This window comes from Bacillus sp. Root131, assembly GCF_001429475.1.
Taxonomy (GTDB): Bacteria; Bacillota; Bacilli; order Bacillales; family Bacillaceae_G; genus Bacillus_A; species Bacillus_A thuringiensis_S.
This window is the reverse complement of the sequence record NZ_LMJQ01000013.1, coordinates 49,600-58,443: the sequence shown is the minus strand read 5'-3', so window position 1 is coordinate 58,443 and position 8,844 is coordinate 49,600. Positions and strand designations below refer to the sequence as shown.

The window sequence follows — 8,844 nt, the reverse complement described above, 5'->3', positions numbered from 1 at the left end:
ATGATGGCAGAGAGGTCACACCCGTTCCCATACCGAACACGGAAGTTAAGCTCTCTAGCGCCGATGGTAGTTGGGACCTTGTCCCTGTGAGAGTAGGACGTCGCCAAGCAACTAAAACACGAGTCAAATGACTCGTGTTTTTTCGTGTTTTATTTTATAATCCATAGTAATAAAAAATGTGTTTAAAGTATTCATATTTTGTTTAAATACAGGGGAATGTGGCTAGGATAGTGAATAAGCAAAAGAGTTGCAAATTTTATTAATACGTATATAATTAAAGTCAAAGATAGTCAAAGTCAATAAAGGTGGCGGATAAATGAGAAATATATCTGATATCATTGAGCAATATCTAAAGCAAGTTATTGACTTAAGTAATAATAATGTGATTGAAATCAAGAGAAATGAGATTGCGGATCGATTCGAGTGCGTACCATCTCAAATCAATTATGTAATCAATACCCGTTTTACGTTAGAAAGAGGATTTGTAGTAGAAAGTAAACGTGGTGGAGGAGGTTACATTCGCATTATAAAAGTCAAACTGCATGACGATATAGATATTATTGATCAAATGCTTCATATGATTGATCATAGCGTTGCGCAAGGGAATGCAGAAAGTATGATTATACGTTTAATAGAAGAGGGAATTATAACAAATCGTGAAGCGAAACTGATGTTAAGCGTAATAGATCGTTCTGTATTATCAATGGATGTTCCTTCTCGAGATGAACTTAGGGCTCGAATATTATGCGCAATGTTAAGAACACTGAAATATAAATAAATATAACTTTTGTAAAAGATTGATAACTAAGATAAAGCAGTTAAATATTGTAGAAGTTTTGAAAAAGAACATGCACTTTTATTTAAACGGATTCAGGAAAGCGAACAATCTAGTAATGTATGAAAAGTACCATGAGATAGAGCGTTCCTGTTGTAAAGGTGGGGATAGTGATGACTTGTCAAAACTGTAATATAAGACCAGCAACTTTACATTATACAAAAGTAATTAACGAGAAGAAGGCGGAAATTCATCTTTGTGAGCAATGTGCAGAGCAAAGTGGCTATACGTCTTTCTTTCCATCATCGCAGTCTAACTTTTCATTTCATGATTTATTTGCTGGTTTATTACACGGTGAATCAACAATGTTTGAAGAAGGAAAAAATGGATTTTCAAATGCAGATATAGTAAGATGTCCAGATTGTAAGATGACATATGAACAATTTACAAAAGTCGGACGTTTTGGCTGTTATTCTTGTTACGATACATTTAAGGAGCATTTAAAGCCATTATTAAAACGCCTTCACGGTGGGCATACAGAACATTGTGGGAAAATTCCGGAACGTATAGAAGGAAATATCCACTTAAAGAAAGAATTAGATGAACTAAAACTTATTCTGAAACAATACGTACAGAAAGAGGAATTTGAGAAAGCTGCAGAAGTAAGAGATAAGATCCGAGGTCTTGAAATACAGCTTAGTGAGCATAGAGAGGGGGAATAGTTCTATGTCACTGGACAAAATTATGAACGAAGCAATTAGTCCATGGATGAAGGGGGATGGCCCTGATTCTGATATTGTTTTAAGTAGTCGAATTCGTTTGGCTCGTAACTTTAAACAATATCAATTTTCCACTATGCAAAACGAAGAAGAAGCTAAACAGATTCATGAATTATTCAAAAAGAAATTCATAAATAAAGCAGTAGGGTCTTTTGGGGAGTTTGGACTATTAAAGATGAATGAATTAACCCCTCTTCAAAGGAGAGTTTTAGTCGAAAAGCATTTAATTAGTCCAAATCTTGCAGGGACAGAATATGGAGCATGTCTACTATCAGAAAGTGAACATATTAGTGTTATGCTTAATGAAGAAGACCATATTCGGATTCAGTGCCTATTTTCAGGATTACAGTTATCAGAGGCACTTCAAAGTGCCAATCAAATAGATAATTGGATTGAGAAAGAAGTTGAATACGCTTTTGATGAATCACTTGGATATATTACGAGTTGTCCTACTAATGTTGGCACAGGGTTAAGAGCTTCTGTGATGATACATTTACCGGGACTGGTTTTAACAAAAAGAATTAGCCGTATTATACAAGTAATTCAAAAATTAGGGTTAGTAGTAAGAGGAATATACGGTGAAGGTAGCGAAGCGTTAGGTAATATATTTCAAGTTTCAAATCAAATGACGCTAGGAAAGTCTGAAGAAGATATTATTGCAGATTTAAAGAGTGTCATTCAACAAATTATACAGCAAGAAAAAATGGCTAGAGAATTAATTGTACAAAATTCAAGTATTGAACTTGAAGATAAGGTTTATCGTTCTTACGGCATACTAGCAAACAGTCGTTTAATTCAATCTGCAGAAGCAGCCAATTGCTTATCAGATGTACGACTTGGTATTGATCTAGGATATATAAAAGTTATATCGAGAAATATTTTGACTGAGCTAATGGTTCTTACGCAACCAGGTATTTTACAACAATACGCAGGTGGACCTTTAGGGCCAGAAGAAAGAGATTATCGAAGAGCAACCTTAATCCGTGAGCGATTACGTATTGAAAAAAACTAAGCGCAAGTAGGAGGCGATTTCTATGATGTTTGGAAGATTTACAGAAAGAGCACAGAAAGTGTTAGCTTTATCTCAAGAGGAAGCAATTCGTATTGGGCATAATAATATTGGAACAGAACATATTTTACTTGGGCTTGTACGCGAAGGTGAAGGAATTGCAGCAAAAGCATTAATTGCTCTTGGATTAAGTCCAGAGAAAGTTCAAAAAGAAGTAGAAGCGTTAATTGGGCGAGGAACAGAAGCTTCTCAAACTGTACATTATACACCTCGTGCTAAAAAGGTTATTGAATTATCTATGGATGAAGCGCGTAAGCTAGGCCATTCTTACGTTGGAACAGAACACATTTTACTCGGTTTAATCCGTGAAGGTGAAGGTGTAGCCGCACGTGTTTTAAATAATTTAGGTGTAAGTCTAAATAAAGCAAGACAACAAGTGTTACAACTTCTTGGAAGTAATGAAGCTAGTTCAGGTCATCAAGGTGGTTCAGCAACAAATGCAAATACACCGACACTGGACAGTTTAGCAAGGGACTTAACAGTTGTTGCACGTGAAAATCGCTTAGACCCTGTTATTGGACGCGGTAAAGAAATTCAACGTGTAATTGAGGTATTAAGCCGTAGAACGAAAAATAACCCAGTATTAATTGGTGAGCCTGGTGTAGGTAAAACGGCAATTGCAGAAGGATTAGCACAGCAAATTGTAAATAATGAAGTTCCTGAAACTTTAAGAGATAAGCGTGTTATGACACTAGATATGGGTACAGTGGTAGCTGGAACAAAATATCGCGGTGAATTTGAAGATCGTTTAAAGAAAGTGATGGATGAAATTCGCCAAGCAGGCAATATTATTCTATTTATTGATGAGCTTCATACATTAATTGGTGCAGGTGGAGCAGAAGGTGCAATCGATGCATCGAATATTTTAAAACCATCTTTAGCACGAGGAGAGCTACAATGTATTGGGGCAACAACTTTAGATGAGTATCGTAAATATATTGAAAAAGACGCGGCTTTAGAAAGACGTTTTCAACCAATTCATGTTGATGAGCCAAGTTTAGAAGAATCGATTCAAATCTTGAAAGGTTTACGTGATCGTTATGAGGCGCATCACCGTGTATCTATTACAGATGACGCTATTGATGCAGCTGTAAAACTTTCAGATCGTTATATTACAGATCGCTTTTTACCGGATAAAGCAATTGATTTAATTGATGAAGCTGCTTCAAAAGTTCGCTTACGTTCTTATACAACACCACCAAACTTAAAAGAGCTTGAAGTGAAGCTTGAGGAGATTCGAAAAGAAAAAGATGCAGCTGTACAAAGTCAAGAATTTGAAAAGGCTGCATCCTTACGTGATATGGAGCAACGCTTACGTGAGAAGTTAGAAGATACAAAACGTCAATGGAAAGAGCAACAAGGAAAAGAAAATTCAGAGGTTACGGTAGAAGATATTGCAAATGTCGTTTCTACATGGACGCGTATCCCAGTTTCTAAACTTGCACAAACAGAGACTGATAAATTATTAAATTTAGAATCCATTCTTCATGATCGTTTGATTGGTCAAGATGAAGCAGTAGTAGCAGTAGCAAAAGCTGTTCGTCGTGCAAGAGCAGGATTAAAAGATCCGAAGCGCCCGATTGGTTCATTTATTTTCTTAGGACCAACAGGTGTAGGTAAAACAGAACTTGCAAGAGCACTAGCAGAATCTATGTTCGGTGATGAAGATGCAATGATTCGCATCGATATGTCAGAGTATATGGAGAAGCATTCTACTTCCCGTTTAGTTGGTTCTCCTCCAGGATATGTTGGATATGAAGAAGGTGGACAATTAACAGAGAAAGTTCGTCGCAAGCCATATTCAGTTGTATTATTAGATGAGGTAGAGAAAGCTCATCCGGATGTATTTAATATTCTACTACAAGTATTAGAAGATGGTCGTTTAACAGATTCTAAAGGACGTACAGTTGATTTCCGTAATACAATTGTTATTATGACGTCTAACGTTGGTGCCGAGGCGTTAAAACGTAACAAACATCTTGGATTTAATGTCCAAGATGAAAGCCGTGATTATTCGGATATGAAAGGTAAAGTAATGGATGAGTTGAAAAAGGCATTTCGTCCAGAATTCTTAAACCGTATTGATGAAATTATCGTATTCCATATGCTTGAGAAAAAACATATTCAAGAGATTGTAACTCTTATGGTAAATCAGTTAGTAAATCGCTTAAAAGAACAAGAAATCGAATTGCACTTAACGGAAGAGGCAATTTCAGCTATTGCTGATAAAGGATTTGATCGTGAGTACGGTGCTCGTCCACTTCGTAGAGCAATTCAGAAACATGTAGAAGATAGACTATCAGAAGAACTTTTAAAAGGTGCTATTGAGAAAGGACAAAAAGTTATCTTTGATGTAGAAGGAGAATCATTTGTCATTCATAGTGCGGAAAAGGTAAAATAAGTATAGACAAACAAAGAGGGCTACGCGATAGCCCTCTTTCTTGTACGAGAAGGATAAACGTTTATAGACGAAAGTGAAGTGAACTATAAAAAGGTATGGCTAAAAAGAAAACGAAATTTATATGTCAAGAATGTGGTTATCAGTCACCAAAATATATGGGTAAATGTCCTGGATGTGGTCAATGGAATACACTTGTTGAAGAAATGGAGCCAGTTGTATCATCTAGGCGCCTTAATTACGCGAATGCAATTCAAACGGAAGTAACAAAACCAAGACGTCTTACCGAAGTAGAAACAAAGTCTGAGGCACGTATTGAAACGGAATTTCAAGAGTTTAATCGTGTGCTTGGTGGTGGAATTGTAGATGGGTCCTTAGTGCTTATTGGTGGAGACCCTGGGATTGGAAAATCAACATTACTATTACAGATTTCATCACAATTAGCAGATTCTTCATATGATGTATTATACATATCGGGTGAGGAGTCGGCAAAGCAGATTAAACTTCGTGCAGATCGTTTGCATGTAAAGGGTAGCAATCTATTTGTTGTAGCAGAGACAGACCTGCAGCGTATTGCAGCACATATTGAAGAGATGAATCCAGCTTTTGTTGTTATTGATTCTATTCAAACGATACATTTACCTGAAGTGACGTCAGCACCAGGAAGTGTGGCACAAGTACGTGAATGTACAGCGGAATTAATGAAACTTGCAAAAACAAAAGGAATCCCTATTTTCATTGTCGGGCATGTGACAAAAGAAGGAGCAATTGCAGGACCTCGTATGTTAGAACATATGGTCGATGCAGTTCTTTACTTTGAAGGAGATCGACACCATACGTATCGTATTTTACGGGCTGTGAAGAACCGTTTTGGTTCCACGAATGAAATGGGTATCTTTGAAATGAAAGAGCTTGGTCTTGCGGAAGTTTTAAATCCTTCTGAAATCTTCCTTGAGGAAAGGCCGGTTGGTGTTGCAGGATCAACAGTAGTTGCTTCAATGGAAGGAACAAGACCGGTTTTAGTAGAAATACAAGCTTTAATCTCCCCTACTAGTTTTGGAAATCCTCGAAGAATGGCGACGGGAATTGATCATAACCGTGTTTCGCTTATTATGGCAGTATTAGAAAAAAGAACAGGTTTACTATTGCAAAATCAAGATGCATATTTAAAAGTAGCTGGTGGTTTGAAATTAGACGAACCGGCAATTGATTTAGCAGTGGCTTTAAGTATAGCCTCAAGTTTTAGGGATAAATCTACGGCACCAACTGATGCAGTAATAGGAGAAGTAGGATTAACTGGAGAAATAAGAAGAGTATCAAGAATCGAACAACGTGTACAAGAAGCGGCTAAATTAGGATTTCAACGTGTTATTATTCCTAGAAAAAACTTAGGAGGATGGACAATTCCGGATGGGATTGAGGTTGTAGGTGTTTCTAATTTAGGAGAAGCGCTTCGTTTGACATTAGGAGGCTAGGCTATGGAAGAAAATAAGCAACGTGTCAAAAGTATGATTAATATTTTACAGCTCGTGGCCCCAGGAACACCACTGCGTGAAGGGATAGATAATGTACTTCGCGCACAAACAGGGGGGCTAATTGTTCTTGGATATAATGAGCAGATTAAAAGTATTGTGGATGGTGGTTTTCACATTAATTGTGCATTCTCTCCTGCTAGTTTATATGAATTAGCAAAAATGGACGGGGCACTTATTTTAAATGAAACGGGAAGTAAAATTTTAATAGCGAATGCACAGTTAGTTCCAGAGGCATCTATTGATTCTATTGAAACCGGTATGCGTCACCGAACAGCAGAACGTGTAGCGAAGCAGACGGGCAGCCTTGTTGTGGCCATTTCACAAAGACGTAACGTAATTACGCTATATCAAGGGAACTTACGTTATACACTAAAAGATATAGGGGTTATTTTAACAAAGGCAAACCAAGCTATTCAAACGTTAGAAAAATATAAGGCTGTATGGAATGATGGTATTACGAATTTGGGCATTCTAGAATTTGAAGAGGTCGTTACAATGTCTGAGGTAGTTCACGTTTTACATAGTGTTGAAATGGTACTGCGTATTAAAAATGAAATATTGAGCTATATTCATGAGCTAGGAACAGAAGGTAGGTTAATTCGTTTACAGCTTACAGAATTACTAGCTGATTTAGAAGCAGAGGCAGCATTGTTAATTAAAGATTACCATCAGGAGAAAACACAAGACCATCATCAAATTTTGAAAAAGTTACAGGACCTTGCAAATACACAACTTTTAGAGGATAGTGATTTAGTTAAATTACTTGGCTATCCAGGGCAAACTAGTTTAGAAGAAAGTGTGACGCCAAGGGGATATCGAATTACAAGCAAAATCTCTCGTGTTCCGCCACTTATCATTGAAAATTTAATTAATCGATTCAAAACGTTGCAAGGAGTTTGTCGCGCGACGATTCATGAATTGGATGATGTGGAAGGAATTGGGGAAGTAAGGGCGAAGAAAATACGAGAAGGCCTAAAAAGAATTCAAGAGCATCTCTATATGAGTAGACACAATTAAGAATATTACATTGATTCCATAATATAACGACACTAGAACATTTTTGGTATATGATATGATATATTGGTAAATAAAACTATTTATAAAAAAAAACACGTCCGCTTTTGCATTCGGCGTTTTGATTAGCGAAACAATGGTTAATAATGAGTAGGAGGTGGTTGGATGTTAAAACGGATCGTACAGCTCTTCTTTCTAGTAATCGGGGGAGCGTTAGGGATTTACTTAATCCCAAAAGTTATTAATGTATTAGACATCGGTGCTGTTCCTTTATTGGAAGGATCGTATGTTCGTGCGATTATTGGTGCAATTATTTTATTTTTAACAACATTTTGGCTTGTAGATTATATTGTTCAACTTATTAAGCATATTGAAGAGGCTCTTGTAAAGGCGCCTGTAGCAGATGTTTTATTTGGTACATTAGGATTGATCTCTGGTCTTATTGTTGCATATTTAATTTTAATACCGATTCGTGAATTTACAATTCCGGTTATTAGTACGGTGTTGCAAGTGTTCTTCACTCTTTTACTTGGATATTTAGGATTCCAAGTAGGATTTAAAAAGAGGAATGAATTGCTAGGATTATTTACATTACCCCAACGCGGAGGTAAGAAGAAAAATAATAGCGAGAACGAAGAGGTAGAAGCAGAAAAATCTACGACTCATTGGAAAATTCTCGATACGAGTGTAATTATCGATGGACGTATTGCTGATATTTGCCAAACGAAGTTTTTGGAAGGAACAATTGTGATTCCACAATTCGTATTAGAAGAGCTTCAGCATATTGCCGATTCTTCCGATGCTTTAAAGCGTAATCGTGGTCGCAGAGGACTAGACATTTTAAATCGTATTCAAAAAGAGATGCCGATTCCGGTAGAAATTTATGAAGGCGATTTCGAGGATATCCAAGAGGTGGATAGCAAACTTGTAAAGTTAGCAAAAATCACCGGTGGAACTGTAGTAACGAATGATTTCAACTTAAATAAAGTTTCTGAATTACAAGGAGTAACGGTGTTAAACATTAATGATTTAGCTAATGCAATTAAACCAGTTGTACTCCCTGGCGAAGAATTAAATGTTTATGTTGTGAAAGATGGTAAAGAGCAAAACCAAGGTGTTGCGTACTTAGATGATGGTACGATGATTGTAGTAGAAGATGGTAGAGAGTATGTAGGTTCGCAACTTAATGTACTGGTTACTAGCGTATTACAAACATCGGCTGGTCGTATGATTTTCGCAAAACGTAAATTATTAGAAAAAGCATTATAGGTAGA

7 protein-coding genes and 1 rRNA gene are annotated in these 8,844 nt (G+C 36.7%); all 8 read left to right on the top strand.

Translation table 11 applies throughout. The features are described 5' to 3' along the window. Positions 1-109: ribosomal RNA gene (gene rrf, locus ASE54_RS23220) — 5S ribosomal RNA — on the top strand; the annotation flags it as partial. A 207-nt stretch (positions 110-316) separates the two neighbouring features. Then, positions 317-778, top strand: a complete 462-nt coding sequence (ctsR, locus tag ASE54_RS23215; protein ID WP_001244560.1) for a transcriptional regulator CtsR — start codon at positions 317-319, stop codon at positions 776-778. Positions 779-948: 170 nt separating this feature from the next. Next, positions 949-1,497 carry a UvrB/UvrC motif-containing protein gene (locus ASE54_RS23210; RefSeq protein ID WP_000128374.1) on the top strand — a complete coding sequence of 183 codons (549 nt, stop codon included), beginning with the start codon at positions 949-951 and terminating at the stop codon, positions 1,495-1,497. Between the two features lie 4 nt (positions 1,498-1,501). Continuing rightward, positions 1,502-2,566, top strand: a complete 1,065-nt coding sequence (locus tag ASE54_RS23205; RefSeq protein WP_000050840.1) for a protein arginine kinase — start codon at positions 1,502-1,504, stop codon at positions 2,564-2,566. Positions 2,567-2,588: 22 nt separating this feature from the next. Continuing rightward, on the top strand, positions 2,589-5,024 hold the full coding sequence (clpC, locus tag ASE54_RS23200) for an ATP-dependent protease ATP-binding subunit ClpC (protein ID WP_000971172.1): 2,436 nt from the start codon (positions 2,589-2,591) through the stop codon (positions 5,022-5,024). Between the two features lie 95 nt (positions 5,025-5,119). Then, entirely contained in the window at positions 5,120-6,496 is a 1,377-nt protein-coding gene (radA, locus tag ASE54_RS23195; protein WP_001085199.1) for a DNA repair protein RadA, read from the top strand. Between the two features lie 3 nt (positions 6,497-6,499). Next, complete coding sequence (disA, locus tag ASE54_RS23190) at positions 6,500-7,573, top strand: DNA integrity scanning diadenylate cyclase DisA (protein WP_000392164.1); 1,074 nt, start codon at positions 6,500-6,502, stop codon at positions 7,571-7,573. 162 nt (positions 7,574-7,735) lie between these two features. Further along, positions 7,736-8,839, top strand: coding sequence for a PIN/TRAM domain-containing protein (locus ASE54_RS23185; protein ID WP_000919681.1), 1,104 nt, complete (start codon positions 7,736-7,738; stop codon positions 8,837-8,839). Positions 8,840-8,844 lie beyond the last annotated feature (5 nt).

Excerpts from the sequence above, each read along its gene's own strand:
- ASE54_RS23205 (WP_000050840.1), top strand. The coding sequence starts at position 1,502 with ATGTCACTGGACAAAATTATGAACGAAGCAATTAGTCCATGGATGAAG.
- ASE54_RS23185 (WP_000919681.1), top strand. The coding sequence starts at position 7,736 with ATGTTAAAACGGATCGTACAGCTCTTCTTTCTAGTAATCGGGGGAGCG.
- ctsR (WP_001244560.1), top strand. The coding sequence starts at position 317 with ATGAGAAATATATCTGATATCATTGAGCAATATCTAAAGCAAGTTATT.
- clpC (WP_000971172.1), top strand. The coding sequence starts at position 2,589 with ATGATGTTTGGAAGATTTACAGAAAGAGCACAGAAAGTGTTAGCTTTA.
- ASE54_RS23210 (WP_000128374.1), top strand. The coding sequence starts at position 949 with ATGACTTGTCAAAACTGTAATATAAGACCAGCAACTTTACATTATACA.
- disA (WP_000392164.1), top strand. The coding sequence starts at position 6,500 with ATGGAAGAAAATAAGCAACGTGTCAAAAGTATGATTAATATTTTACAG.
- radA (WP_001085199.1), top strand. The coding sequence starts at position 5,120 with ATGGCTAAAAAGAAAACGAAATTTATATGTCAAGAATGTGGTTATCAG.